Source organism: Halomonas sp. M1 (genome assembly GCF_029581375.1).
Taxonomy (GTDB): Bacteria; Pseudomonadota; Gammaproteobacteria; order Pseudomonadales; family Halomonadaceae; genus Vreelandella.
Genome location: NZ_CP121119.1, coordinates 2231191 through 2256626, shown reverse-complemented (window position 1 = coordinate 2256626; position 25436 = coordinate 2231191). Strand labels below are relative to the sequence as shown.

The following is a 25436-nucleotide window of genomic DNA, read 5'->3' as shown; positions in this document are numbered from 1 at the left end:
GACTTGCGCCCGGTTCATCTTGAAAGCGCACACTTTTCATCATTTCAAGGCGCCGGGAGCCCCGGGTGCTGTGCTACTATACGTGCCTCCCGTGAACCGATACACGGCGCATGCCGCCGACCATAGAGGTTGATTCAGCCATGGCCAAAACGTCCCTGGACAAGAGCAAGATCAAGATCCTGCTGCTCGAGGGCGTCCACCAAAGCGCGGTGGACAATTTTCACAACGCAGGCTACGAGAACATCGAGCTTCTGCCTACCTCGCTAGATGAAGAGGCGCTGATCGAGAAGATCCGCGACGTTCACTTCATCGGCATTCGCTCTCGCACTCAGTTAACCGAGCGGGTGTTCGCAGCGGCAGAGAAGCTGGTGAGCGTTGGCTGTTTCTGTATCGGTACCAACCAAGTTGACCTGGAAGCAGCGCTCAAACGCGGTATCGCCGTGTTCAATGCGCCTTACTCCAATACCCGTTCGGTGGCCGAGTTGGTGCTGGCAGAAGCGATTATGCTGCTGCGCGGTATTCCTGAGAAAAACGCCCGTGCCCACCAGGGTGGTTGGCTGAAATCAGCGAAAAACTCCCACGAAGCACGGGGTAAAACCCTGGGTATCGTGGGCTACGGCAGCATTGGTGCGCAGCTCTCTGTATTGGCCGAGTCGCTGGGCTTCAACGTCATTTTTTACGATGTCATCACCAAACTGGGGATGGGTAACGCGAACCAAGTGGCCAGCCTTGAGCAACTGCTTGAACGTTCAGACGTGGTTAGCCTGCACGTGCCCGACCTGCCTTCAACCCGCTGGATGATGGGCGCGAAAGAGATTGCTGCCATGAAAGATGGCGCCATCCTAATTAACGCAGCCCGTGGCAGCGTGGTGGAAATTGAGCCGCTGGCAGACGCTATTAAGGCCGGCAAACTTAACGGTGCCGCCATCGACGTTTTTCCGGTGGAGCCTAAAGGCAACGATGAAGAGTTCCAAAGCCCGCTGCGTGGCCTGGAAAATGTGATCCTGACGCCGCATATCGGTGGTTCTACCCTGGAAGCCCAGGAGAACATCGGTATTGAAGTGGCCGAAAAGCTGATTACCTATTCAGATAACGGCACCACGGTGACCTCGGTCAACTTCCCCGAAGTGGCGCTGCCAGCGCACCCGGACAAGCACCGCTTGCTGCACATTCACGATAACGTGCCCGGCGTACTTTCCCAGATTAACCGTGTGCTGTCTGAAAACGGCATCAATATCTCGGGTCAGTATCTGCAAACCAACGATAAAGTGGGCTACGTCGTCATCGACGTGGATAAAGCTTACGGCCCCCAGGCGCTGGAAGCTTTGAGAGAAGTCGAGCACACGCTGAAAATTCGTGCTCTCTACTCGGCGCACAATAGTTAAGTAGCGCTTCTCACCAAAACGGCCCTTTAAGGGGCCGTTTTGTGTTCTACCGCTCATCACGCAAGGTCAAACAGCAGCACTTCGCCCGCCTCTTTACAGGTCAGTGTTATTACCTCTTCGGGGGTGAACGCTGCCGCATCGCCGGTGCTCAGCGTTTCCCCGTTAACCTCTACCGCGCCTTTTACCACGTGTAGCCATGCGTAACGGGTAGCAGGTGGTGCCACCTGATCCCCAGGGCTAAGTAAACTCGCGTAGAGGTTAACGTCCTGATTGATACTGACCGACCCCTCGCGTCCTTCCTGGGAAACCACTAAACGCCACTGGCTCTGACGTTCAGAAACGGGAAAGTGTTTCTGTTCGTAGCTGGGCGTAATGCCGCGTTTAGCAGGCTGAATCCAAATCTGTAGAAAGTGCAGGCCATTCTCTTTGGAGTGATTGAACTCACTGTGCAGTACGCCGGTGCCCGCCGACATGCGCTGCACGTCGCCTGGGCGCATGACCTCGCCATTGCCCATATTGTCGCGATGCTCCATTTCCCCTTCCAGTGCATAGGAGAGAATTTCCATGTCCCGGTGGGGGTGGGCGCCAAAACCGTTACCAGGCGTTACCCGGTCTTCGTTGATAACCCTTAGCGCACGGAATCCCATGTGGTTAGGGTCCATATAATTGGCGAACGAGAACGTATGGTAGGAGCGCAGCCAGCCGTGATCGGCATAGCCCCGCTCGTTTGAACGACGAATCTGCATGGGGTGCTCCCAAAGAGTGATTAACAGTGATGCTTACTATACGTCCGGCACGGGTTGGCGTGGGGTGAAGGTTTCTATACGGTAACATCGAATAAATCGACGATTGGGTGTTGTGGTTGTGTGTTGCATCTAGGTTTTGCTGAACTTTTTGCTCATTTTTCGTTAAAATGCGCGCCTCTTTTAACCCGGTCCGCCCTTTGCGAGGGCGACTACCAGGAGTTTTACCATGACGGCACCTACCCCTATCTCAACCTCAGCGCCGCCCATTGTGGTGGCTGCGCTATATAAATTTGTCACCTTGAATGACTTTGAAGCGCTGCGCGAGCCGCTGCACCAAACCATGGTCGAGAACGGCGTAAAAGGCACGCTGCTACTGGCCAAAGAGGGCATTAATGGCACCGTTGCCGGTACGCGCGAAGGCATCGATGCCCTGCTGTCATGGCTGACGGCCGACCCCCGCTTAAGCGATATCGACCACAAAGAGTCGTTCTGCGATGAGCCGCCCTTCTACCGCACCAAGGTGAAGCTGAAAAAAGAGATCGTCACCTTGGGCGTGCCGGACATCGACCCCAACGACACCGTGGGTACTTACGTTGAGCCAGAAAACTGGAACGACGTGATCTCCGACCCGGAAGTACTGGTGATTGATACCCGCAACGATTACGAAGTGGCGATTGGCAGCTTTGAAGGTGCAGTTGACCCCAAAACCACCACGTTTCGCGAGTTCCCTGGGTACGTGCGCGAGCACTACAACCCGGAAAAGCACAAGAAAGTTGCCATGTTCTGCACCGGCGGTATCCGCTGCGAAAAAGCCTCCAGCTTCATGCTGAAAGAGGGTTTTGAAGAGGTCTACCACCTGAAAGGCGGCGTGCTGAACTACCTGGAAAAAGTGCCGGAAGCGCAATCCCTGTGGCGCGGCGAGTGCTTTGTGTTTGATAACCGCGTTACGGTTCGTCATGACCTCAGCGAAGGCGAGCACGAGCAGTGCCACGCCTGCCGGATGCCCATTTCTCTTGAAGATATGCAGTCGTCGGCCTATGAGCCGGGTATTAGCTGCCCCCACTGTATCGACTCGCTGCCTGAGAAAACCCGCGCCGCCGCCCGCGAGCGTCAGCGCCAAATTGAACTGGCAAAGGCGCGCGGTGAACCCCATCCACTGGGCTATGACCAGCGCCAGAACGGTCGCAAGAAGGAGCCTAAAGACGTAGTCGAAAAAGCGTAAAGCGTGGCCTCTTGCTTTGCAGAGGCCACTTTGGTCTTACTTTGCCCAATACCTCTCTAGGGAAGCGTTAGACTAGCAACAACCCATTGTCTAGGAGCTTCCCATGCCAACTCCCCCCACGACACCCCTGGCCGCGGATAATTTGCTTCAGCGTGCTGACCACCAGGGCGTTACCACGCTAACCCTTAACCAACCTGAACGTTTTAATGCGCTCTCTGAAGCAATGCTCTCGGCGCTGCAAAGCGCGTTAGACGACATCGCCCAGGATGAGCAGGTGCGCTGTGTGGTACTTGCCGCGAGTGGCAAAGCGTTCTGCGCGGGGCACGATTTAAAACAGATGCGCGCCAACCCTGATAAAGCCTACTACCAAGCGCTGTTTGCGCGGTGCGGCGCGGTGATGCAGGCAATTGTTAATCTGCCCGTACCAGTGATTGCTAAAGTCCAGGGTATTGCCACAGCCGCCGGCTGCCAGCTCGTCGCCAGCTGCGATTTAGCGGTGGCTGCCAGCAGCGCGCGGTTTGCGGTGTCGGGCATTAACGTGGGGCTATTTTGCTCAACCCCTGCGGTAGCACTATCGCGCAATGTTGCCCGTAAGCGGGCCATGGAAATGCTGCTCACCGGCGAGTTTATCAGCGCGGCCCAGGCGGCCGAGTGGGGGTTAATCAACCGCGTCGCAGAGGACGATGCGCTGGACAGCGCGGTTGATGCTTTGACCGCAAGTATTTGCGCCAAAAGCGCGGTGGCGGTGCGCACTGGTAAAGCGATGTTTTCCCGTCAGCTAGCGATGCCGTTGGATGAAGCCTACGCCTTTGCTGGCGAAACCATGGCCTGCAATATGCAGGCAGAAGACGTTGGCGAAGGCATAGATGCCTTTATTGCCAAGCGCGCTCCCCAGTGGCGACACCGTTAGCGAAGCACTTGTCGGCATTGGTGGAATTTGTTTCCGTAAACGCGACAACGCCTATAAGGCGCGTTATCCTCACCCCCTTTACGCCAAGACGCCTTCAAGGGAGAACAGGGTGAGTGAAGTCAAGCGCAGGTCAGTCGGACGCCCGGCGGGAGCCACCAAAGCAAGCGGCGGGCACAGCCAATCGTTGGTACGTGGCCTCACGTTGCTTGAGTATTTATCAGCAAGCCCACTAGGGCTAGCCCTTTCAGAACTGGCGGAAATGGCTGACCTTGCGCCCTCTACCACCCACCGTTTGCTGCAAGCGCTGCAGAGCCAAGGCTTTGTGACCCAAGAGAGCGAGCAGGGGCTATGGCGAATCGATGTGAAAACGTTCCGCATTGGTAACAGCTTTTTGGAAGCTCGGGACGTGGTCGCCAAAAGCCGCCCTTTTTTACGCCGCTTAACCGCAGAGACCGGCGAAACTGCCAACCTGGGCATCCGAGATGGCGCAACGGCTGTGTTTTTGGCCCAGCATGAGTCACCTCAAATGATGCGCATGATTACGCGCTTGGGCTCCCGCGCCCCGCTTCACGCGTCGGGCGTGGGTAAAGCGCTGTTAGCCTGGATGAGCGATGAGGAGCGCGCCGAACTGCTGAAAGGCTACGAGCTTGGCCGGGTCACCGAAAACACTCTCTACCAAACCGACACTCTGTTAACAGAAATGGCCGCCATTCGCGCCCAGGGGTTTGCCTGCGATCGCGAAGAGCATGCCATCGGCCTGCACTGCGTCGCTGCTTGTATTTATGATGAGCATAGAACGCCGCTGGCGGCGATTTCGGTGTCTGGGCCAATGGCGCGCATTCCTGAAGAGCGTTTGTTAGCGCTGGGTGCACTGGTGCGCAAAATCGCCGACGAGATCACGCTACAGTTAGGCGGTCATCTGCCCCGTTGTTAAGGTGTAACGCTTAATGTTTAGCTTGTTTTGGGTGGCGTTGGCTAGCGCTACGCTACTACCCGGCGGCTCTGAGGTGTGGTTAGCCCGGTTATGGTGTCTGGGAGAGCCAGCACTTGGCCTGTGGATAGTCGCCACCACCGGCAATACCCTTGGTAGCCTGATTAACGTAGCGATGGGGCGCTATGCTCGAAAATTTCAACATCGCCGCTGGTTCCCCGCGTCCCCTGCTAGCCTCGCGCGAGCTGAGCGCTGGTATCACCGCTTTGGTGAGTACAGCCTGCTGATTTCCTGGGCGCCAATTATTGGCGACCCATTAACGGTGCTGGCGGGTGTTTTCAAACTGCCCTGGTGGCGAGCTCTGCTATGGATCGTACTTGCTAAAGGTGCACGCTATGCCTTAGTGCTTGCCCTGGCCCATCAATGGTTGGCACCGCTCTGCAGCTGATGCCTAGCAAAATCCTATCCGTTAAGAGAGGCCGTTAATGCCGCAATGCGCGTGCTAAGCGCCGCTGCCCCTTCAACGAACGTGATAATCCCATGTTACCCTAGGCTATCTTTATACAAGCTTTGCACCCCTGCTGGGTGCGCTATGATTTGTATACAGCGATTCAATCGTAGATTGTTGAAAAATACTCACCCGAAGGGAGGTTAAGGTGTGACGCCACTACGTTTACTACCCTGGCTAAGCGTCTTGATGTTAGCGCTGTTTGCCTTACTGGCAACGCCCGCGTTGGCGCAAACGACGTTCACGGCAGAAGAGCAAGAGGCCACCCAAACAGCGCAGGAAGCGCCCACCTACGCCGCGCTTGCTGATTTGCTTGAGGATGAGCAGGGGCGACAAGCGCTGATAGAGCTGCTGCGCAATCAAGCCTCAACGCTTCCCGCAGGATTAGCCAACGAGCTGTCGCCGGAAGCGGCCGCACAGGGCGGCGAGGTGGCCCCTGAAAATGTATCGCTACCGCGTCAGTTAGCTGAGCTAACCAGCGGGGTAGTCACGGATATTGGCAGGCAACTGGAGCAGGCGTTTACGATGGTGAGCGGCCTGTTTACGGGGCAAGGGGCCGGTACCTTTGATACAGCGGGCTTCATCAACGCGGCGATAAATTTGGGGATCGTGATTGTCGCTACCTTTGCGATGTTTGTGGTCTTCCGTCGCCTTGCGAAGCCTCTTTTCACAAAAATTAGTGCTTGGTCGCAACTGGGCAGCGGGCTAACCCCTGTTCTTAGGCTGGTGGTATGCGTTGCTATTGCCGCGGTCATCGATGTGTTACTGGTCGCCCTGGCCTATGTAGGCGGTAACCTGCTAGCGACCTTTGCGGTGGGCGAAACCGGCGAGCTCTCTACCCGTGCGTCACTCTTTTTAAATGCCTTCCTGATTATTGAGCTGCTTAAAGCGGCCGTGCGGATGCTGTTCTCTTCGCGCTATGAAGGGCTGCGCCTGCTACCTATTTCAGCTACAGAAGCGTCGTACTGGAACCGTTGGTTAGCGCGCCTGATTGGTATGGTCGGGTACGGCTTAATGGTAGTGGTGCCCCTGGTCAACTTCTACTTGGCAGCTGCACTTGGGCAGTTGTTAGGCACTGTCATTATGGTGCTTGCGTTTATTTACGCGGTGGGCGTGGTGCTTAAAAACCGCCTTCGCCTGCGGGATAACCTGAATGACATGGCGGCGCGCTCAACGTTAACCGCTAGCCGTGTCTCGCTGCAGCTGTTCGCCCGTACCTGGCATCTGTTTGCGCTGCTCTATTTCCTGATTGTCTTTGTACTTACGTTAGTACGCCCTGGAGACGCCCTGCCGTTTGTGCTTTTTGCGACGCTGAAAACGCTGGCTGCCGTGGTCATTGGCATTCTGCTCTCGTCGTTCTTGAGCCAAACCATTGGCCGTCGTATCCAACTTTCCGATGATCTACGTCGTAAATTGCCGCTGCTAGAAGCACGTTTAAACAGCTACGTGCCTAATGCGCTGCGTGTGCTGCGTACCATTATTTTGATCGCGGTCATCATGGTAGTGCTGGATGCTTGGGGCGCCTTTAACCTGACGGCTTGGTACGCTTCTGAACGTGGTGCCAATCTGGTGGGCAACCTATTCGGCGTTGCAATCATTCTAATTGTGGCGCTTGGCGTGTGGCTGGGACTCGCAAGCCTGATTGAGCATAAACTCAACCCGGAAACAGGCCTTGGTGAACCCTCTCCGCGCGCTAAAACCCTATTGAGCTTGTTCCGCAATGCGCTTGCTATCGCCATGGTGACCATTACCGGCATGATCGTACTGTCGGAAATCGGCATTAATATCGGCCCGCTGATTGCCGGTGCCGGTGTGCTGGGTCTAGCGATTGGTTTTGGTGCACAGAAGCTGGTTCAGGATGTCATCACTGGCGTCTTTATTCAGGTTGAAAATGCCATGAATACTGGCGATGTGGTGACCCTGGGCGGCATTACGGGAACGGCAGAGCGGCTTAGTATTCGCTCGGTGGGTATTCGCGATATTAACGGTACTTACCACATCGTACCGTTCTCAAGTGTCGATACCGTTTCCAACTACATGCGTGATTTTGGCTACCATGTGGGTGAATACGGTATTGCCTATCGTGAAAGCATTGACGATGCCATCGTTCAGCTGCGTAATGCGTTTGACGAGCTGTCCGCCAGTGACGAACATAAAATGAATATCCTGGCGCCGCTTGAAGTCGCCGGGGTCACCAGCCTTGGGGATAGCGCGGTTAACATTCGCGTGCGTATTAAAACCATTCCAGGCATGCAGTGGGCCATTGGGCGAGCGTATAACCGCTTAGTGAAAATCCACTTTGATAATGTGGGTATTGAGATTCCGTTCCCGCATACCACGCTCTACTTTGGCGTGGGCAAAGAGGGTGAAGCACCGCCGGCCAACCTGCGCATCATGCGGCAGGACTTTGATATCGATGGCCGTCCCGGTGGTCAGCCGCGCTCGGGAGATGCGAGTCGCCTGAGCGAAGATGACCCGCGCTCCAAGTCAAATCCTGAATTTAAAGGAGACTATGACGAGGATTAGAACCCACACCCGGCGAAGTAGTCGGGATGGTGATAGCGCACAGCGGGGCCGCCTTTGGGCGGCCCCGCTGCGTTTGAGGCAGTGCATAAAGGCGTGAAGGGTGGCTACACAGGGTAGTTTTCTGAGTGCCGCCCTTCCAGGTTGTTTGACTCACCGCCATCTACAAACAGGACTTGCCCGGTCACGAAGTTGTTATCCAGTAAGTAGTACAGAGCTTGTACGAGATGGCTGGGGTCACCCTGCTGTTTAAGCGGAATGCCTTCTATACGCCATTGAATATAGTCGCTGGTGCGTTGGGACGCAGGGAGTACCACGCCGGGCGCAATACCGTTAATACGCAGGCGTGGGGAAAATTCCAGTGCCGCCATGCGCGTCATGTCGGCAAGGCTCTTTTTCGACAGTAAATAGGCCGCGTAAGGGTACTGGTGGTAGGCCACTTTATTATCAATGATGTTGATGACCTGACCGTTCTCTACGGCCTCTGCAAAGTGGCGCGTGAGGAGCAGCGGCGTAAACAGATTGACCCGAAACTGCGTTTCCAGCATCGCCATGTTGGTGCTAGCAATAGGCGCCGGTTCATACGCAGAAGCACTATTTAGCAGCACATTCAGGCCTGGAAAGCGCTGCTTGGCAGCGGCTACCAGCTCTTCAAGAGCGTCGCTTAAGAAGTTGCACGGCAGTATTTCGCACGCTTGGCCTCTTTGGCGAATGCCTTTGGCAACCTCTTCGGCCTCCCCCCGTGAGCTATTGACGTGCAACGCAATATCATAGCCTTTTTCCGCCAGGGCTTCGGCGAAGTGGCGCCCCAAGCGGGTGGCGCCTCCGGTCACTAATGCAGCGGGTGTATGCATAGCAGCTCCTCAGTCTTGAAGAATGTCAACGACAGCCATGACTCTCTGCGTGTACTCAGCGTTTGTCAATAAATTGTACAGAGGTTGAACAAAATATAAGCCGAGCTACTCTAGTTAGGCGCCTATTTAATGACGGCTTTCGCTATTACGTTCGCGACGGCCTGCTTTTGTGACTGCCTTTATCATGCCTTTGAGGTTGGAGTGCTGCTATGCCATCAACGTCGTCACATGCAACTTTGGGTACTGCCTACCATGAATGCGTAATCTCGCTAGGCAGCAATATTCAGCCCGACCAGCACTACACACAAGCGCTCGCCATTTTGGGCCAAGAGTGCGAGCTGGTAGCCAACTCCCAGGCGATCCGTACCTCGCCCGTGGGGTTTCAGCAGCAGCCTGATTTTCTTAACGCGGCGTTACTGGTGCGCACTTCCTTTGATTACACCGCCTTTCGTGCCTATTTAAAAGAGGTTGAAGAGCGTTTGGGCCGCATCCGCGGGCCGATTAAATCCGGTCCGAGAACGATGGATTTAGACATCGTCGCGTGGGATGGCGAGGTAGTGGACACGGCTTATTATCACCACGACTACGTGCGTGGCCCCGTCGATGAGCTATTAGCCGCCACTGGGCGCTCGGTTACGCCCTCGGCCAGCATGCAATAACGCATTTTTTTACCTACTAAGCCTCACCTTCTGCGCTCCTCTGCCGATATTAAAGTGACTGCCACGGTGCGTTTGCCAGCGGCCGAAGTAGCAGTCCTAAGAGGAATCAGCGTGATCAGTCTTGCGACCAATATAACGTCGCTACTGGTGCAAAATAATCTGCGCAGTAGCCAGCAGTCGATGCAAACCGCCATGCAGCGGTTATCGTCGGGCCTGCGCATTAATAGCGCCAAGGATGACCCCGCCGGGCAGGCAATTGCCAACCGTATGACGGCGCAAATAAAAGGCATGAATCAGGCGATCCGCAATACCAATGACGGCATCTCCATGGTGCAGACGGCTGAAGGCACGCTTAACCAGATTAACGATAATCTGCAGCGCATTCGAGAGCTAAGCGTTCAGGCGGCCAATGGCACAAATGCACCCTCCGATCTGGCGTCTATCCAGGGGGAAATCGACCAGCGTTTGGAGGAGATTGAGCGCCTGGCAGGGCAGAGCAATTTCAACGGCATCGGACTGTTGGGAAGCGATAAGACGCTCAATATCCAGGTCGGCGCCAATGCAGGTAATGTGATCGGGGTGCGTTTTGAGGCGATGGGCTTACAGGCATTAGGCTTGGAAGATTTCAGTGTACTGGGTGATGACAGCGCAACAGACAACCCACTCACTGCCATGGATGAAGCACTTAAACGCGTAGACCGTCAGCGTAGCTATATGGGGGCTGTCCAGAACCGCTTTGAGAGCGTTATCGAAGGGCTGAATACCAACATTATCAACACGTCTGCCGCGCGGTCGCGCATCCAGGATGCGGATTACGCACAGGAAGTCTCGAATCTGATCCGTGCTCAAATCCTACAGCAGGCAGGCGTAGCGATTTTGGCCCAGGCCAATCAGCAGCCGCAGATGATTCTGCGACTGCTGGAAGGGCTATAAGAAGCGCTAACAACACGAGAGGCGCTTTTACTTGATGATGCCCTGCTCCCGCGCCATGGCATAGGCTGCCTGGGGGCCATTCCAGAGCGATGGCAGTAAGATCAATGACACGGGAATCGCAGTAATCACGATAAACTGCTGCAGCGCGCCGATTTGTCCAGCGCCCATGTAGAGCAGTACCGCCGCCATCAGCGCCATCGCAATGCCCCAGAAGGCACGTATGTAAGGGCTGGGGTTGTCGTGACCAGCGCCCACTACCGCAATGGCGTAGCTCATTGAATCACCCGTGGTCGCCACAAAAATGGTGGTCAGCAATAGAATTGCCAGCGCCATCCAAGTGCCGCCGGGCAGCGCCTGGGCAACTGTTAATGTTGCTACATCAAATTGGAAGTTGTTCAGCGCATCGGTGAGGTCAATGACGCCGTTGAGCTGGTAGTAAATACCCGAGCCGCCCAGCAAGGTAAACCATACGGTAGTCGCAATAGGCGCAAGAACCGCAACGGCTAGAATCATCTCGCGAATGCTGCGGCCCCGAGAAATACGCGCCACAAAAATTGCCATTAATGGCGCATAGCCAATAAACCAGGCAAAGAAGAATACTGTCCACCACTGCATCCACCACGCTGGTGCGGTGTCGGCGGTCATGGTCGCCATGGTGAAGAACTCACTCGCATAGGCGCCCATACTCGCGACGTAGGTGTTGACCAAAAACAGCGTAGGCCCAAAGACGAAAATCGCCGCGCCAATCGCCAGCGCCAGCAGCACATTAAAACGGCTGAGTAGCTGGATACCTTTGTGTACGCCACTCATGGACGAGAGCACATAAACACTGCCCAGCACTGCCAAAATAATCAGCTGTCCGGGGTAGCCTTCAGGTAGGCCAAATAGCTCATGCAGGCCAAAGCTTACCTGCGTTGCCAAAAAACCAATCGGGCCGACCGTGCCGGCAACGACTGCAATCACACAGCACGCATCGACTACCGCCCCCAGTGGGCCACGCATTAGGCGCTCGCCTAAAATTGGGTACAGCAGCGTACGCGGTTGAAGCGGTTGGCCTTTCACATAGTGGGCGTGGGCCAGCACTACTGCCGTCAGGGAGCCCAGTACGGCCCATGCCATGAAGCCCCAGTGCATAAACGACTGGGCCAGCGCGCCAGAGACGGCTTCAGCGGTGCCTGCTTCGGTATCAAATGCTGGCGGCGTGACCACGAAGTGATAGACCGGCTCTCCGGCAGCGAAAAATACCCCGCCACCCGCCAGTAAGGTGCACAAAATAATCGATAGCCACTTGAAGGTGCTTATTTCTGGTGCATCAAGATTACCAATTTTAGCGCTGGCAGCGGGGGTGGCGGCCAAGCCAATCGCGATAAAGAAGGTCAGCAAAAGCAACAGTTGAAAGTAGCTGCCTAGCACCAGGGCCGTCCAAGCGAACCCGGCGCTGATGGAGTCGGCGACCAGCTCAATGTCGTACAGTGACAGAGCAAGAAACGCGATGATAAAGCCAATGCTGAGCAGCAGCACAATAGGGTCGCCAAGGGTACGCTGTATGCGGCCCTCGTTTGGGACAGGTTGGTTCATAAAACACCTATAAATGAAAAGTCAGGGGCAGAGGTGCCCATTTATCAGCACCTTGCGCAAACGGGTGTAACGCATAGGTCCACAGGTTTTTTTTAAAGCTTGGTTTTTTCGAACAAAAAAAAGCGCCATTCAATGAATGGCGCGAGGACAGGAAACTGGGCGTAGTTTATCGCAAATATAGACCAAGGTCTAATGCGTTTTGCTTTGGTGCAAGATAAACACCGTCATGCACTGATATAAAGCAGTCAAAAAGCGTCCGTAGGCGAAGAGTTCTCAGCGTTTTTCAGAGAGGGGCTTTCATTACCAACGAAACAGCAGCGAAGCACTGGTGGTGTGATCAGTACGTTCGCTGGCATCTTCTGGCGGTAGTGAATTGTGTTTGATCTCGTGGGATAGCCGTAACGACAGCCGAGAGTTCAAGCGTGTTGTCAGGGCTGTTAGTGACCGTGACGTCGTATTTTGGTCGGTATACTCAACGGACATCTCCTGCTTAAGGTCAGAGTGTTGCGAAAACTCCCAACGGTAATCAAGGGCGGAATAGGCCACGGCGAGCCGCTCATTTTCGTCGTCGCGTAGTCGATCGTGACGATAGCCTGGCCCCGCCTCAAGGGAGAGGTAATGGCGCTCACCATCGACAATTTGTCGGCCGTAGCCACCAATCGCGGAGAGCTGTTGGTCGTAACCGGCAAAGCGGTCTTTTTCCCACCGAGCAAAACCGAATAAATAGTGCGGGCCGTTAAAGTCGTAGCGCTCGCGGCCCGCCAATAGATACTGTTCAGCGCTTGTGTTGCCATCTCTGCTGACATTACGCACTTCACCGCGCAGTGAGTGAGTCAACTGGCCGGTAATCCATGTTAGGCGTGTTTTGCCAATCAGTGTACGGCTATCGGTATTGCCGGAAAGCTGGTTAAACCCCAGCTCAGCGTCGCCACTGAATAGGGGGGCGTCATCTTGAGGGGGAGGGGGCGCATAAAATGGGCTAGCCGTTGCTGCAGAAACCCCTACTAAACTACTGGCTAGCACGATACATCTTGTAAGGCTTAGCACGACTCTCCTCCTTGAGTACACAACGGTGCGAACAGCTGACCTTAAAGCGCAGCTAGTAGGTATCAGTATATAGACGCGGCTAGATGGCGGCTATTAAGGCAACGTGCCACAACAGCACCACGGCTAACGCCTCTTGGCATTGCGGTGCCATAATGACGCTGTCGCGCACTATGAGTTCCGTTATGACTGCTTCCCGCCCCCGAACGTTGGCTGAATTACAGCGCTGGCGCCGCACCCGCGCAAAACACCGCTGGTATAAGCGCAGCTTTCGCTTACAGGTCATGCTGTTGGTGGGCTTCTTATTGGCCGGTATGCTGCTGGCGCAAGGCACGTATCTGAATCACCGCAAAGCGGAAATCATTACCTATCAAATGGGTGAACGGGCGTTGGCGGTGGCTAAAACGGTGGCGGGTATGCCGCAAATCATTCATGCGTTTGCTACCCCTGATCCCGCGTTAATTATCCAACCCTTGGCGGAGCGCGTTCGCCAAGAAACCGGCGCCCGCTATGTGGTGGTGGGCAATGCACAGACGATTCGCTATTCGCACCCGCTGCCGGAACGCATTGGCCACCCCATGGTAGGCGGCGACAACGACCAAGCGCTGATTTATGGTCAGTCGTATGTGTCAGAGGCAACCGGCACGCTGGGTACCGCAATGCGCGGCAAGACTCCCATCTGGGATGAAGAGGGGAATATTATCGGCGTGGTCTCGGTGGGCTTTATGCTCGATCGTGTGGCCATGGATGTGGGGCGCTATACCAACTTTGGTTGGGCGTTAGTGGCGCTGATGATCGCCTTAGGGTTTGCAGGCGCCTACTGGCTGTCACAGCATCTTAAAAAGGTCATTCTTGGTTTAGAGCCCTACGAGATTGCCCGTCTGGCCATGGAAAAAGAGGCGATTTTACAGTCGATCCACGAGGGTATTCTGGCGGTTAACCGCGAGGGGCAGATTACCTTAGTGAATCAACAAGCGCGGCGTTTTTTGGGATTGCTGGATGAGCATGTGCTGCTGGGCCAGCCGATTCGCGAAGTGGTGCCTAATTCGCGGCTACTGGAAGTATTAAGGCACGGTGAGCAGGAGTTCAACCAAGAGATGTGGCTGGGTGACCACCCGGTGGTGGTCAATCGCGTGCCGATTGTGCATGAAGGCGAGATCGAAGGCGCCGTTGCCACATTTCGTAGCCGCCGTGAGATTGTTGATCTTTCCCAAGCGCTGACCCAGGCAAGCCGTGATGTGGATATGCTGCGTGCTCAAGCCCATGAGTTTTCTAACAAGTTGTACACCATTTCAGGCTTACTCCAGCTAAAACGTATTGACGAGGCGCTGGCGCTGATTCATCACGAAACTGAACGTGCTCAGGCGCAAATGAGCTTTTTGATGCGCCATGTCACCGACGCGGTATTAAGCGGAACGCTGCTGGGTAAGCTGACCCGTGCCCGAGAGCTTGGGGTTGCGTTGGAAATTGATGAGCAGAGCTCACTCTCCAGCCCCTTAACGCCCACTGGACAAGAGGTCATGATGAGCGTGGTGGGCAACTTATTGGATAATGCCTGCCATGCTGCGCTTAATGGCCCAAACAGCGATACCCCAACAGTCCGCTTGTTCTTTACCGACCTGGGGGAGCAGCTGTTGATTGAAGTAGAAGATAACGGCCCAGGCGTCCCTGGTGAGCATGCACAGTCGATCTTTCAAGAAGGGTTTTCGACTAAAACCGGCAAGCATCGTGGCATTGGTTTAGCCTTGGTCGCGCGGCTGTGCCGCCAGCACGGCGGTGAGGTGACGCTAGAAGAGAGCGAATTAGGCGGTGCGTGCTTTATTGCTGTGCTTGATCGCTCGCTTTGCGATCAAGCAGCCACGACGTCCTACTCATAATAACGATGCCAGTATAAGAGGGATGACTATGTCTACGGCGCAGTACGGTATTTTGGTCGTCGAAGACGATTTTCGCATTGCTGATATCCATAAAGCGTTTATCGAACAAAGCGACGGCTTTTATGTGGTGGGAATGGCACGCAACGGCAGCGAAGCAAAAGCGCTAATGGCCGAGCATGCTGACACTATTCAACTGATTCTATTGGATGCGTATTTGCCTGATGTGGAAGGCCTAGAATTGCTATGGGCTATTCGGCGCGACTATATGCATGTGGATATTGTGATGGTGACCGCCGCCCGGGAAGTAGAAACCATCAGCGAAGCGCTGCGTGGCGGCGTTTTCGATTACCTGATTAAACCCATTGAAGTTTCGCGGATGAGCCAGATGTTGAGCCGCTTTCGCCGAGAGCGAGAAGCCTTGGCCAATCGCGTTGAAATGAATCAAGACGAGCTAGATCAGGTGCTAGCGCGCTTGCAGCCGAACGAGCCACCGCGGCCAGCGACGCGCTCGCTACCCAAAGGGGTTGACCGATTAACGCTGCGCCGCGTGGTGGATGCGCTGGCAGCAGCACAGGACTCGCTTACGGCTATGCAGGTGGCGCGCACCATGGGGGCAAGCCGCTCCACGGCGCGGCGCTACTTGGAGTTTTTAGTGGCTGAACAGGCGGTTAACGCAGAGCTAGGATATGGCGATGTTGGTCGACCTGAGCGGCGCTACCGGCTACTAGCCGCGGCGAAAGGCTGGTTAGAGGCGCTGTAATGTATCCGCGTGAACAAAATGAACAAAACGCACATAAAGAACAGTTTGTCCTTTATGCCCATAAGCTTGTCCCCTGAACCTAACTTCTTCTAACGTTCTCAGCGTAACCACACTACAACACGCATATAACCACACGTTTATAACGTTGTTTATAACAATACGCTTATAAAAAATAGCTGAACCGTGGAGAACGCTAATGATCTCGCCTACCCTAAAGCGCCTAGCCGTGCTGGCCCTGCCGATGGCTGCCCTCGCCGTAACAACCAACGTTCACGCTGAAGAGTGGACGCCGAGCCGCTCAATTGAATTTGTAGCGCCGGCTAACCCAGGCGGTGGCTGGGACACACTGGTACGTACCGTTTCCCGTGTGCTGCAAGAAGAGCAGCTTGCTGAGCGTAACTTTGCGGCGATTAACGTGCCTGGCGGCGGCGGTGCGGTCGCGTGGGCGCAAATCGCCCGCGATAGCGGTAACCCACACAAGCTGTTTGCGACCAGCCCACCGATGATTCTGGTGCCGCTCGCCGGTGCCTCCCGCTACGACCACACTGATTTCACACCGGTCGCGCGCTTAATTACCGATTACTCCATCATTTTGGTTTCTGCAAACGCTGAGTATGAAACCATCAATGACCTGTTTGATGCGTTAAAAGAGAACCCTCGTTTGAGCGTTGGTGGCGGCAGTGCCCCTGGCTCTATGGACCACATCTCAGTGGCGGGCTTGGCATCAGCGGCGGGGTTAGATGCCTCTAGCGTCAACTACATTCCGTTCTCAGGCGGTGGCGACGCCATGACCAACCTGATGGGGGGGCATGTAGAAGCGGTTATTACCGGCGCCGGTGAAGCCGCTGGCCAGTTGGGAGAAGGCAGTCAATTACGTGCACTGGGCGTATCCGCACCTGAGCGTTTGACGGGCAGCTTAGCGGATGTACCCACCTACCAAGAGCAGGGTGTTGATTACACGTTCGATATCTGGCGTGGCGTGATGGGTACCCCCGACATGCCTGAAGAAGCCGTCACCTACTATGAAAATCTCTTCGCTGAAATGCTAGAGACCGACGGTTGGCAGCAGGCCCGTGATCAGCTGGGCTGGATTGATGCCTATCAAAGCAGCGAAGAATTTGGCGACTTTTTGGATCAGCAGAAAGAGCTATTCAGCGACGTGCTGAGCGAGCTTGGCCTACTGCGCCAGTAAGCGTTCCTCTGGGTCCTCCCGGTGGCGTTTCGCCATCGGGATTCATCGTCTGAGACCGATACCGCAAGGCAGTGCTTAAATGCCACGGCGCCTTCGGAGAGATTCCAATGACTCGATTAAACACTAACCAGTGGCTGGCACTTGTGCTAGCGCTGTTGGCGGCTGCCTATCTAGCGATGGCGTGGCAGATACCTGTTTTCCCGTTGCCACGTCCAGTGGACTCTGACCTGTTCCCTAAAGTGCTGGGCGCGGCTTTGCTATTGCTATCGGTTTTTCTCTTTTTTGAGAAACCCACCCCGATTGCAGGCGCCGATGAAATCGACCAAGACGCTACCCAAGGGCCGCTGCTGCTTACTCCCTGGGCACGCGTTGTAATAACCGCGCTGGCCATTGCTGCCTACGCGCTGCTGCTGGTGCCATTGGGTTTTGTGCTTGCCTCAACGCTACTGTGCGTTGGCTTGACCGCTTACTACGGCTACCAACGTCATGGGGTCAACCTAGCAACCTCTTTGGGTGTGGTGCTGGTGCTTTATCTGACGATGACGCGGGTCATGGATGTTTACCTTCCAACCGGCGTTCTGCCGTTCTAATCACACCGTGATGCTGAATTTGTAGCGGGTTTTGCGAGAGAGTCTCCCATGGATGCCTTAAACAATTTGATGTATGGCTTTGGCATCGCGCTTGAGCCAATGAATATTGCTTATGTCTTTGCTGGTGTATTTGCGGGCACTATTATCGGCATGCTGCCGGGCCTAGGGCCGATTAGTGCACTGGCGCTGATGATTCCGATTACCTTTGCCATGGAGCCTTCGTCAGGGCTGATCTTGATGGCGGGGGTTTACTACGGCGCGATTTTTGGCGGCTCAACGTCGTCTATTCTGCTTAATGCCCCCGGTGTTGCAGGCACGGTGGCGACCTCCTTTGACGGCTATCCGTTGGCTAAGCAGGGGATGGCCGGGAAAGCGCTGGCTATCGCTGCCTATGCCTCCTTCATTGGCGGCACCATTTCGATTGTCTTTTTGATGCTAGTGGCACCGCTACTTTCCAAAGTCGCGGTGAGTTTTGGCCCACCGGAGTATTTTGCGTTGATGGTTCTGGGCCTTACCGCCGTGGTCTCACTATCGGATAAGTCCTTGGTGAAAGGGTTAATAGCGGCGGTAGTGGGCGTGATGATCTCCATTGTTGGTATCGACTTACAAACGGGTACCGAGCGCTTTACCTTTGGCACTACTAACTTGCTCGACGGTATCGATTTTCTGGTAGTGGCTCTGGGTATTTTTGCCTTGGCAGAAGTTTTTTACATGCTGCTACGGGGCGGTGGCGGTAAAGCGCCGAAGCGAAATGCGATTGGCTCGCTAAAACTGTCGGGCAGTGAAATGAAGCAGATTGCAGGCCCTATCAGCCGTAGCTCGGTACTTGGTTTCTTTACCGGGGTGCTGCCTGGCGCAGGGGCCACGATTGGCTCTTTTCTTGGCTACAGCATGGAAAAACGTATTGCCAAAGATGGCGATACCTTCGGTAAAGGCAATATTAAGGGGGTTGCTGCCCCGGAAGCGGCCAATAATGCTGCCTGTACCGGTTCGTTTGTGCCGCTGCTAACGCTGGGTGTGCCGGGCTCTGGTACGACGGCGGTGCTGCTGGGTGCGCTTTTGGTGATGGGGGTAACGCCTGGGCCAATGATGCTTGAGCAGCGCCCGGATGTGTTTTGGGGGGTTATCGCGAGTATGTATATCGGCAACATCTTCCTGCTGGTACTCAACCTGCCGCTGATTCCGCTGATCGCCAAAATTCTTGATCTGCCGCGGCCACTGCTGCTATCGCTGATTTTAATCTTCTGCATGATTGGCGTTTACGGCATGAGCTTCAGCGTATTTGATCTACTGCTGCTGCTTGGTTTTGGGTTGATTGGCCTGGGGATGCGCTTATTTGGCTTCCCCGCAGCACCGCTGATTTTGGCGCTGATTCTAGGCAATATCATGGAAGAGTCCATGCGCCGCGCGCTGCAGATTTCTGGCGGGGACTGGATGATTTTTGTTGAAAAACCCATCTCACTGAGCCTTCTGCTTATTGCGCTGCTGTCGCTTGGTTTACCGCTCTTAAAGAAGCGTCGTAAGCGCCCCGTGGCTTAAGCATCTCTCTTTTTAAAAAACGTTTAGCGCCCTAGCCTAGCTAGGGCGTTTTTTTTAGTTTTTTACACTAAATCGCTGTGAATGCTTTCTTGGTGCATGGTGCTCTCCTGGTGCATCCAAGCCGTGCATTAAGGATGTGTTAGCGCGCTACGTTAGTGCATAAAGCGTTTTTAGGTGTTTCTTAGTTAATGGCTAAGTGTTTGATTTATTATTTATTAAATTCATTTGTTCCAATGTGGCGCACCCCTTGCAGGCGTAATAGGTACCACTCTAGTGGACGTGCTGAAGCGCACCAATGCCGGTAGCAGCAAGAGGCAGAGGTTTCAGCACGCAGCCAACATACAGAGCCCCAAGCATAAGGGGCGCAAGGAGGTTCAAGTGACCACACTGCAGCGCAAGACACACCCTCGCACCCTTGGCCGTTTTACCACTGGCTTAATTGCCGCCGCGGTAATGGGCGCCAGCGCCCACGCGGTTGCCCAAGATAACGACCCCATCAAAGTCGGTATTCTTCATTCGCTTTCAGGCACCATGGCGATCAGTGAGTCAACGCTAAAAGACACCGTTGAAATGCTAATTGAGCAGCAGAATGACGCCGGTGGTTTACTGGGCCGCGAGCTTGAAGCCGTAGTGGTCGACCCGGCTTCTAACTGGCCGCTGTTTGCCGAGCGCGCCCGTGAGCTGCTGGCTCAGCATGAAGTAGACGTTGTGTTTGGTAACTGGACCTCGGTATCGCGTAAAGCCGTTCTACCGGTGTTTGAAGAGTTAAACGGCCTGCTGTTCTACCCGGTACAGTACGAGGGGGAAGAGTCTTCTGAAAACGTCTTCTATACCGGCGCGGCCCCCAACCAGCAGGCGATTCCTGCCGTTGAGTATCTGATTAATGAAGTCGGTATCGAGCGTTTTGCACTGGTCGGCACCGATTACGTCTACCCGCGCACCACCAACCGGATTCTGGAAGCCTTCTTAAAAGATGAGCATGGTGTGGCAGACGAAGACATCTTGATCAACTACACGCCGTTCGGCCATTCGGACTGGCAGAATATTGTCTCTGAAATTCGCCGCTTTGGTGAAGAGGGCAAACCTACAGCCGTGGTTTCGACGATTAATGGCGATGCCAACGTCCCCTTCTACCGGGAACTGGCTAACCAGGGCATTGACGCTGCGGATATCCCGGTGATTGCTTTCTCGGTAGGTGAGCAGGAGCTTTCAGGTATTGATACCGGGCCGCTCGTGGGCCACTTGGCCGCGTGGAACTACTTTATGAGCGTTGATACCGACGAAAACTATGACTTTATCGATGCTTGGATTGACTGGACCGGCGATGAGGAAGCCGTCACTAACGACCCCATGGAAGCGCACTACATCGGCTTCAACATGTGGGCGGAAGCGGTACGTAAAGCAGGTACTACCGACGTTGATGCAGTAAAAGAGGCCATTATTGGCGTAACGGTTCCCAATCTCTCCGGCGGCTATGCGGCCATGATGCCTAACCACCACATTACCAAGCCAGTGCTGATTGGTGAGGTGCAGGATAACGGCCAGTTCGACATCGTATGGCAAACGCCGTCAACCGTTGCGGGCGATGCCTGGTCTGACTATCTGCCGGGTTCACGTGATTTGATCGCCGACTGGCGTGCGCCCATGCGCTGCGGCAATTTCAACGTTGCGACCGGCTCCTGTGGTGGTAGCACCGCAGCAGAAGAAGCCGAAGCGGCCCTCGCTGAGTAACACCCTTATCCCTTGCCGCACTGCTTCGCTAGGCCCGCGGATGCCAAGCGAAGCAGTGCAACAACACGCGGCAAGGGAGCACGCTAGCTCTCCTTTTTAGACAACCCTTGTTAGACAACCAAAGGAAGAACCCCTATGAGGCGTTTCCTTTCCTTGGGGCTTTTGTGCGCGCTGCTACTGAGCATTTCGTTCACTGCACAAGCACAATCTGACTCCAACCCACCTGATGACTCAGCCGCGCTGGAACTGCTCGAAGCGTTGGACGTGCGTTCTTATCCTGCCAAAGGAGAGGCGATTACGGCCATATTGCAAAGCGACGATGAGCGCGCCCGCGACTGGCTACAGGCACTCCTGGATGGCCGCTTACAACGCACTGACGACGGCCGTTTTGTGGTGGTGCTTGATAACCGTGGTCGTGACTGGCCAGTGGCGGATGCGTTGACCAATGAACCTCTGGGCGATATGTCGCGCCGCGAGCTGGATCGCATCGGTATTAATAACGCCCTGCGCAATCAGCTACGCAGCGCCATTGCGGTGGTGGACCTCTATTCACCCGATGTTGAGCGTCGCCGTTCTTCGGCAGAACGGTTATTGGGTGAAGTGGATGAAGAGCTAGCCGAGCCGCTCGGTGAACTGATCACAGAGGAGGAGGACCGCCAGGTACAGCGTCGCCTTGCCCAGGCGCTTGCCATTTATCAAGTAGAGAGTGGCCAGCTTGAAGGCGTTGAGGCACTGCGCGGTAGCCTTCACCCCCGTGCCCGTGTGGCGCTCAGCCGCGCGGCCAGCGGGGAAGATCCTATTATTGCCAATGCAGCAAGAGAAGCGCTGACCAGTATTGAGCAGAATCTGAAAATCAACCGCGGTATTGAAACCCTCTACTTCGGCTTAAGTTTAGGCTCCGTATTGGTGCTGGCGGCGATTGGTTTGGCAATTACCTTTGGTGTCATGGGTGTGATTAACATGGCCCACGGCGAGCTGATCATGCTGGGTGCTTATACCACCTGGATGATGCAGCAACTCTTGCCCGGCCAGCCAGGGCTAGCGTTAATCTTATCGATTCCTGCGGGCTTTATGGTGGCGGCACTTGCGGGTATTGCCATTGAGCGTGGCGTGATCCAGTTCCTCAAAGGCCGCCCGCTGGAAACCCTGCTAGCCACCTTCGGTATTAGCCTGATTCTGCAGCAGCTGGTGCGCACGGTGATCTCGCCGCTGAACCGCACCGTGATTACACCCGAGTGGATGAGCGGTTCGTTGGTGATTAACGACGCCCTGTCATTAACGCTTAACCGCATGTTTGTACTGGGTTTTGCACTGGTGGTGTTTGCAGGCCTGATGCTGATTATGCGCCGCACGCGCCTGGGGCTTGAGGTTCGCGCCGTGACTCAGAACCGCGCCATGGCACGCTCTATGGGTATCCGCGCGACCCGAGTGGATATCATGACCTTTGCGCTGGGCTCTGGCGTGGCAGGTTTGGCAGGCGTTGCGCTCTCGCAGCTGACCAACGTAGGCCCCAACCTTGGCCAAAACTACATTATTGATTCGTTCATGGTGGTGGTGTTTGGCGGCGTGGGCAACCTGTGGGGCACCCTGGTGGCCGGGCTCTCCCTGGGCATTATCAACCAAGTGTTGGAACCCTGGGCAGGCGCAGTGCTCGCCAAGATTATTGTGCTGGTCTTTATCATTCTGTTTATTCAAAAACGCCCGCGTGGACTCTTCCCGCAGAAGGGCCGGGCTGCGGAGGGCTAACCTATGATGACGCAATCATCCTCAAGCCAGTTTTGGCTAACCCGCCCGTTTGGCGAACGGGCCACGCAGCTTTTCCTTGGCGTGCTGTTTGCCGCGCTTCTACTGGTCACCGTGCTGCACCTAGCGGTACCCCAGGGCCACCCGCTACACGTGAATGCCTACACGGTAAACCTGTTTGGCAAGTACTTAAGCTACGCGCTGCTGGCGGTAGCGGTTGACCTGGTGTGGGGTTACTTGGGCATTTTAAGCCTTGGCCACGGCGCATTTTTTGCCATTGGCGGCTACGCCATGGGCATGTACCTGATGCGCCAAATTGGTGACCGCGGCACGTACGGTGACCCGGTGCTGCCGGATTTCATGGTGTTTCTCAGCTGGGACAGCCTGCCCTGGTACTGGCTCGGCTTTGATATGGCCTGGTTCGCGTTTGCCATGGTGCTGTTGGCACCAGGGTTATTGGCATTGGTCTTTGGCTTTCTGGCCTTCCGTTCACGGGTCACCGGGGTCTATTTGTCGATTATTACCCAGGCGCTCACCTTTGCCCTGATGCTGGCGTTCTTCCGCAATGAGATGGGCTTTGGTGGCAACAACGGGCTGACCGATTTCCGCGAGCTGCTGGGCTTCAACCTGCGCAGTAACGACACCCGCTTAGGACTATTTATTGCTACCGGCGTGGCGCTAGCGCTGGGCTACGTTCTTTGCCGCGCGATTGTCACCAGCAAACTAGGCCGAGTGTGTGTGGCCACCCGAGACGCCGAGGCGCGCACGCGCTTTATTGGCTACCGGGTTGAACGCTTCCAACTGTTTGTCTTCGTGGTTTCCGCCATGCTGGCAGGCTTGGCGGGCGCGCTCTATGTTCCTCAAGTGGGGATTATCAACCCCAGTGAGTTCTCGCCGATTTTCTCGATTGAGATTGTGCTATGGGTCGCGCTGGGTGGTCGTGCCACGCTATATGGCGCGGTAATTGGGGCAATTTTGGTTAACTACGCCAAAACCGTGTTTACCGGCGTGATGCCGGATGCTTGGCTGTTTGCCCTAGGGGCGATGTTCGTACTGGTAACGGTCTTCCTGCCCAAGGGCGTGGCGGGGCTATTTCGCCATCTCAAGCGACGCAAGCAGGGCGATGAGAGCGATCAACCCAACAGCACACCTAAGGAGGCCGCCGTATGAGCTTTTTACAATCGCTGAGCCAGCGCGACCGGGTGTTTGATTTTATGGCCCCCCAGGCTTCCCCGGTAGATGTGCGCCATGGCCCGATTCTGTATATGGAAGATGTCACAGTGAGCTTCGATGGTTTTAAGGCCATCAACAACTTAAACCTGACCATCGATGACGGCGAGCTGCGCTGCATTATCGGCCCCAACGGGGCGGGTAAAACCACTATGATGGACATCATCACCGGCAAAACGCGGCCCAACCAAGGCAGCGTGTGGTTCGGTAGTCGCCATAATCTGCTGCAAATGAACGAACCCGACATTGCCAGCCTAGGCATTGGCCGTAAGTTCCAAAAACCTACGGTGTTTGAAGCGCTTAGCGTGTTCGAAAACCTAGAGCTTGCCATGGCCGCAGATAAGCGGATTTTTCCCACGCTGACCGCGCGCATGACCGGTGAAATCAAAGACCGCATTGATGAGGTGCTGGAAACCATTGGGTTGACTGCGCTGCGCTACCAGCCTGCCGGCATTCTCTCCCACGGCCAGAAGCAGTGGCTGGAAATTGGCATGCTGTTGATGCAGCGACCGCGCTTGCTGCTGGTGGATGAGCCGGTGGCGGGGATGACGGAGCAAGAGATGGAGCGCACCGCCGAGCTACTAACCAGCCTTGCGGGTAAGCAGTCCGTGGTGGTGGTAGAGCACGATATGGGGTTTGTGCGCTCGATCGCCCGAAAAGTGACCGTGTTGCACCAGGGCAGCGTGCTGGCAGAGGGCAGTATGGATCAGGTATCAAGCGACCCTAAGGTGGTTGAAGTCTACCTGGGTGCCGATGATGAGGAGGCCGCCTGATGCTCTCCATTGAAAAGCTCAACCAATTTTATGGGCAAAGCCATACGCTGTGGGATTTAGACCTTGAGGTGCCCGTAGGCCAATGTACCTGCGTGATGGGCCGCAACGGGGTGGGGAAAACCACCTTAATGAAGGCCATCATGGGGGAAGTGGCGGTGAAGAGCGGCCAGTTACGCTATCAAGGCGGTGGCGGCGACATTGAGTTGACCAAAAAAGCCGTTGAAGCACGCTCCCGAATGGGGATTGGCTTCGTACCTCAGGGGCGGCAGATTTTTCCGCTGCTCACGGTGGAGGAGAACCTGCGCACCGGGCTTGCTGCCCGAGGCGACGGGCTGAAAAAAATCCCCGAGCGCATCTATGACTTGTTCCCAGTGTTAAAAGAGATGAAGCATCGCCGGGGTGGCGACTTATCCGGCGGGCAGCAGCAGCAGCTCGCTATTGGCCGTGCGCTGGTGATTGAACCTAAGCTGCTGATTCTTGATGAGCCAGGGGAGGGCATCCAGCCCAATATCGTCGCCCAAATTGGTCAGGTGATTCGCCAACTGATCAAGGAAGATGGCTTAACAGTGCTGCTGGTAGAACAGAAGCTACCCTTCGCCCGCAAATACGCCGACCGCTTCGTGATTATGGATCGCGGCCGACCGGTGGCCAAAGGCGATATTAGCGAGCTTTCCAACGAGCTGATCAAGCAGCACCTGACCGTTTAAG

Annotated in this window: 22 protein-coding genes; 18 read left to right on the top strand and 4 right to left on the bottom strand. The window is 55.3% G+C overall.

Features of this window, described 5'->3' with window-relative positions; translation table 11 throughout:
- Positions 1-140 precede the first annotated feature (140 nt).
- A complete protein-coding gene (gene serA, locus P8S54_RS10315; RefSeq protein ID WP_009098384.1) occupies positions 141-1385 on the top strand; it encodes a phosphoglycerate dehydrogenase in 1245 nt (414 codons plus the stop codon).
- A gap of 56 nt (positions 1386-1441) precedes the next feature.
- Here the strand turns inward: serA and P8S54_RS10310 are convergent, their stop codons facing one another.
- On the bottom strand, positions 1442-2131 hold the full coding sequence (locus P8S54_RS10310) for a pirin family protein (protein WP_281441681.1): 690 nt from the start codon (positions 2129-2131) through the stop codon (positions 1442-1444).
- Positions 2132-2357: 226 nt separating this feature from the next.
- Between P8S54_RS10310 and P8S54_RS10305 the strand changes: the two genes are divergently transcribed.
- The 5 genes from P8S54_RS10305 to ybiO all read left to right on the top strand — a co-directional run bounded on the left by P8S54_RS10305 (position 2358) and on the right by ybiO (position 8228).
- Positions 2358-3353 carry a rhodanese-related sulfurtransferase gene (locus tag P8S54_RS10305; RefSeq protein ID WP_281441680.1) on the top strand — a complete coding sequence of 332 codons (996 nt, stop codon included), beginning with the start codon at positions 2358-2360 and terminating at the stop codon, positions 3351-3353.
- 103 nt (positions 3354-3456) lie between these two features.
- The gene (locus P8S54_RS10300; RefSeq protein ID WP_281441679.1) at positions 3457-4263 is read left to right on the top strand and encodes an enoyl-CoA hydratase; all 807 of its coding nucleotides are present in this window, start codon (positions 3457-3459) and stop codon (positions 4261-4263) included.
- A 109-nt stretch (positions 4264-4372) separates the two neighbouring features.
- The gene (locus P8S54_RS10295; RefSeq protein ID WP_281441678.1) at positions 4373-5197 is read left to right on the top strand and encodes an IclR family transcriptional regulator C-terminal domain-containing protein; all 825 of its coding nucleotides are present in this window, start codon (positions 4373-4375) and stop codon (positions 5195-5197) included.
- 13 nt (positions 5198-5210) lie between these two features.
- A complete protein-coding gene (locus P8S54_RS10290; RefSeq protein WP_009098396.1) occupies positions 5211-5642 on the top strand; it encodes a YqaA family protein in 432 nt (143 codons plus the stop codon).
- 210 nt (positions 5643-5852) lie between these two features.
- The gene (gene ybiO, locus P8S54_RS10285; RefSeq protein ID WP_281441677.1) at positions 5853-8228 is read left to right on the top strand and encodes a mechanosensitive channel protein; all 2376 of its coding nucleotides are present in this window, start codon (positions 5853-5855) and stop codon (positions 8226-8228) included.
- Between the two features lie 104 nt (positions 8229-8332).
- Here ybiO and P8S54_RS10280 read toward each other — a convergent pair whose 3' ends face one another.
- On the bottom strand, positions 8333-9079 hold the full coding sequence (locus P8S54_RS10280) for an SDR family oxidoreductase (RefSeq protein ID WP_281441676.1): 747 nt from the start codon (positions 9077-9079) through the stop codon (positions 8333-8335).
- Positions 9080-9288: 209 nt separating this feature from the next.
- Between P8S54_RS10280 and folK the strand changes: the two genes are divergently transcribed.
- Positions 9289-9738 (top strand): 2-amino-4-hydroxy-6-hydroxymethyldihydropteridine diphosphokinase, encoded by a 450-nt coding sequence (gene folK, locus P8S54_RS10275; protein ID WP_281441675.1) that lies wholly within the window; start codon positions 9289-9291, stop codon positions 9736-9738.
- A gap of 111 nt (positions 9739-9849) precedes the next feature.
- Positions 9850-10671, top strand: coding sequence for a flagellin (locus tag P8S54_RS10270; protein WP_281441674.1), 822 nt, complete (start codon positions 9850-9852; stop codon positions 10669-10671).
- Positions 10672-10698: 27 nt separating this feature from the next.
- On the opposite strand, the gene P8S54_RS10265 is transcribed toward P8S54_RS10270, so the two are convergent.
- Together P8S54_RS10265 and P8S54_RS10260 are read right to left on the bottom strand one after the other, a co-directional pair.
- On the bottom strand, positions 10699-12249 hold the full coding sequence (locus P8S54_RS10265) for a BCCT family transporter (RefSeq protein WP_281441673.1): 1551 nt from the start codon (positions 12247-12249) through the stop codon (positions 10699-10701).
- A 300-nt stretch (positions 12250-12549) separates the two neighbouring features.
- On the bottom strand, positions 12550-13272 hold the full coding sequence (locus P8S54_RS10260) for a DUF481 domain-containing protein (RefSeq protein WP_281441672.1): 723 nt from the start codon (positions 13270-13272) through the stop codon (positions 12550-12552).
- Positions 13273-13478: 206 nt separating this feature from the next.
- On the opposite strand from P8S54_RS10260, the gene P8S54_RS10255 reads away from it, so the two are divergent.
- From P8S54_RS10255 to urtE, 10 genes are all read left to right on the top strand, one after another.
- Entirely contained in the window at positions 13479-15170 is a 1692-nt protein-coding gene (locus tag P8S54_RS10255) for a sensor histidine kinase (protein ID WP_009098410.1), read from the top strand.
- 28 nt (positions 15171-15198) lie between these two features.
- The gene (locus P8S54_RS10250) at positions 15199-15930 is read left to right on the top strand and encodes a response regulator (protein ID WP_281441671.1); all 732 of its coding nucleotides are present in this window, start codon (positions 15199-15201) and stop codon (positions 15928-15930) included.
- A 196-nt stretch (positions 15931-16126) separates the two neighbouring features.
- Positions 16127-17122, top strand: coding sequence for a tripartite tricarboxylate transporter substrate binding protein (locus P8S54_RS10245; protein ID WP_281441670.1), 996 nt, complete (start codon positions 16127-16129; stop codon positions 17120-17122).
- Between the two features lie 107 nt (positions 17123-17229).
- Positions 17230-17712, top strand: coding sequence for a tripartite tricarboxylate transporter TctB family protein (locus tag P8S54_RS10240; protein WP_281441669.1), 483 nt, complete (start codon positions 17230-17232; stop codon positions 17710-17712).
- Between the two features lie 48 nt (positions 17713-17760).
- Positions 17761-19251 (top strand): tripartite tricarboxylate transporter permease, encoded by a 1491-nt coding sequence (locus P8S54_RS10235; protein WP_281441668.1) that lies wholly within the window; start codon positions 17761-17763, stop codon positions 19249-19251.
- Between the two features lie 378 nt (positions 19252-19629).
- Entirely contained in the window at positions 19630-20982 is a 1353-nt protein-coding gene (urtA, locus tag P8S54_RS10230) for an urea ABC transporter substrate-binding protein (protein WP_281441667.1), read from the top strand.
- 135 nt (positions 20983-21117) lie between these two features.
- Positions 21118-22728: an urea ABC transporter permease subunit UrtB gene (urtB, locus tag P8S54_RS10225; protein WP_281441666.1), complete on the top strand. Its 1611-nt coding sequence runs from the start codon at positions 21118-21120 to the stop codon at positions 22726-22728.
- Positions 22729-22731: 3 nt separating this feature from the next.
- Positions 22732-23895 carry an urea ABC transporter permease subunit UrtC gene (urtC, locus tag P8S54_RS10220; RefSeq protein ID WP_281441665.1) on the top strand — a complete coding sequence of 388 codons (1164 nt, stop codon included), beginning with the start codon at positions 22732-22734 and terminating at the stop codon, positions 23893-23895.
- On the top strand, positions 23892-24728 hold the full coding sequence (gene urtD / locus P8S54_RS10215) for an urea ABC transporter ATP-binding protein UrtD (protein WP_009098427.1): 837 nt from the start codon (positions 23892-23894) through the stop codon (positions 24726-24728). Before urtC ends, urtD begins: the two co-directional genes overlap by 4 nt.
- A complete protein-coding gene (gene urtE / locus P8S54_RS10210) occupies positions 24728-25435 on the top strand; it encodes an urea ABC transporter ATP-binding subunit UrtE (protein ID WP_281441664.1) in 708 nt (235 codons plus the stop codon). Before urtD ends, urtE begins: the two co-directional genes overlap by 1 nt.
- Position 25436 lies beyond the last annotated feature (1 nt).

Coding starts and splice junctions, on each gene's coding strand:
- serA (WP_009098384.1), top strand. CDS start 141: ATGGCCAAAACGTCCCTGGACAAGAGCAAGATCAAGATCCTGCTGCTC.
- P8S54_RS10310 (WP_281441681.1), bottom strand. CDS start 2,131: ATGCAGATTCGTCGTTCAAACGAGCGGGGCTATGCCGATCACGGCTGG.
- P8S54_RS10305 (WP_281441680.1), top strand. CDS start 2,358: ATGACGGCACCTACCCCTATCTCAACCTCAGCGCCGCCCATTGTGGTG.
- P8S54_RS10300 (WP_281441679.1), top strand. CDS start 3,457: ATGCCAACTCCCCCCACGACACCCCTGGCCGCGGATAATTTGCTTCAG.
- P8S54_RS10290 (WP_009098396.1), top strand. CDS start 5,211: ATGTTTAGCTTGTTTTGGGTGGCGTTGGCTAGCGCTACGCTACTACCC.
- P8S54_RS10280 (WP_281441676.1), bottom strand. CDS start 9,079: ATGCATACACCCGCTGCATTAGTGACCGGAGGCGCCACCCGCTTGGGG.
- folK (WP_281441675.1), top strand. CDS start 9,289: ATGCCATCAACGTCGTCACATGCAACTTTGGGTACTGCCTACCATGAA.
- P8S54_RS10265 (WP_281441673.1), bottom strand. CDS start 12,249: ATGAACCAACCTGTCCCAAACGAGGGCCGCATACAGCGTACCCTTGGC.
- P8S54_RS10255 (WP_009098410.1), top strand. CDS start 13,479: ATGACTGCTTCCCGCCCCCGAACGTTGGCTGAATTACAGCGCTGGCGC.
- P8S54_RS10250 (WP_281441671.1), top strand. CDS start 15,199: ATGTCTACGGCGCAGTACGGTATTTTGGTCGTCGAAGACGATTTTCGC.
- P8S54_RS10245 (WP_281441670.1), top strand. CDS start 16,127: ATGATCTCGCCTACCCTAAAGCGCCTAGCCGTGCTGGCCCTGCCGATG.
- P8S54_RS10240 (WP_281441669.1), top strand. CDS start 17,230: ATGACTCGATTAAACACTAACCAGTGGCTGGCACTTGTGCTAGCGCTG.
- P8S54_RS10235 (WP_281441668.1), top strand. CDS start 17,761: ATGGATGCCTTAAACAATTTGATGTATGGCTTTGGCATCGCGCTTGAG.
- urtB (WP_281441666.1), top strand. CDS start 21,118: ATGAGGCGTTTCCTTTCCTTGGGGCTTTTGTGCGCGCTGCTACTGAGC.
- urtC (WP_281441665.1), top strand. CDS start 22,732: ATGATGACGCAATCATCCTCAAGCCAGTTTTGGCTAACCCGCCCGTTT.
- urtD (WP_009098427.1), top strand. CDS start 23,892: ATGAGCTTTTTACAATCGCTGAGCCAGCGCGACCGGGTGTTTGATTTT.
- urtE (WP_281441664.1), top strand. CDS start 24,728: ATGCTCTCCATTGAAAAGCTCAACCAATTTTATGGGCAAAGCCATACG.